Here is a 518-nt window from a genome sequence, read left to right as displayed (position 1 = left end):
ACGTGTCTGACAATTGGAGTCTCGGAGTGGTATCGCAATTTGATTGGGTTTGATTCCGCTCGTGTTGCAAATACCCAGTGCCGATTTCCTATTGCTTGCCAGTATTTTTTGGCCACCCACTTTGCTGTTTTGTTGGGGTGTCTTCGGTTTCCCCATCTGGCTAATTTCCAAAATAGTAAATTATCCATTTGAGAGAAGACTTCCTTAGACACTACTGTTGAGTAGTAGTTGCTCCATCCTCTGATGACCGGATTGAGGCTTCTTATTAACCCCTCTTGCGGTGCTGCGTTGTGGGAGTCTACTATCCCTTTCAGTTTCTTGTAATGGGTTTTGATGGCTTGATTGCTGGGTTTGATGAAGGTTTTGAAGCCTAGTGGATTACCGTGTGCGTTTTTCCCGGTTTTGTATTTTCCGACTCTATATTGCCGGATGTTAAATCCTAGGAAGTCGAACCCAGGGTTGTCACCCTCTAATGTGTGGGTGATGTGGGTTTTGGTATCCTTCAGTTCCAATCCTAT

General features: G+C 44.8%; 1 protein-coding gene. It reads right to left on the bottom strand.

Features of this window, described 5'->3' with window-relative positions:
• A partial coding sequence (locus AC0QH1_RS10310; protein ID WP_324631000.1) for a group II intron maturase-specific domain-containing protein occupies positions 1–518 on the bottom strand: 518 nt, incomplete at both ends.

This window comes from Phormidium sp. CCY1219 (genome assembly GCF_055795085.1).
The sequence above is the reverse complement of the archived record's forward strand: the minus strand, read 5'-3'. Positions and strand labels throughout refer to the sequence as shown.